Genomic DNA, 208 nt, shown 5'->3' on the forward strand with positions numbered 1-208 from the left:
GATCAACAAGCCAATTATTATCGAATGAATAGACGATTTGCCACAAAGGACTTTTTTCGTCTTGTGCCTGGGTAAAGTAGCTTTTCATTTTCTGCCGGTCTTTTAAACTCAGTTGATCGCTGTAGGCTGAAAACAGTGCATCTGTTTTATACGGGTTGCCCATGTAATCATTAAATTTTTTAAATTCGCTGTCTTGATTTTTCTCAAC

Annotated in this window: 1 protein-coding gene; it reads right to left on the reverse strand. The window is 37.0% G+C overall.

All coding sequences use genetic code 11. The annotated features are described in order from the left end of the window. Positions 1-208, reverse strand: a 208-nt coding sequence (gene mobL / locus FC90_RS09385; protein WP_235804328.1) for a relaxase MobL, incomplete at both ends; no start/stop codon positions are given.

This window comes from Latilactobacillus graminis DSM 20719 (assembly GCF_001436415.1).
Taxonomy (GTDB): domain Bacteria; phylum Bacillota; class Bacilli; order Lactobacillales; family Lactobacillaceae; genus Latilactobacillus; species Latilactobacillus graminis.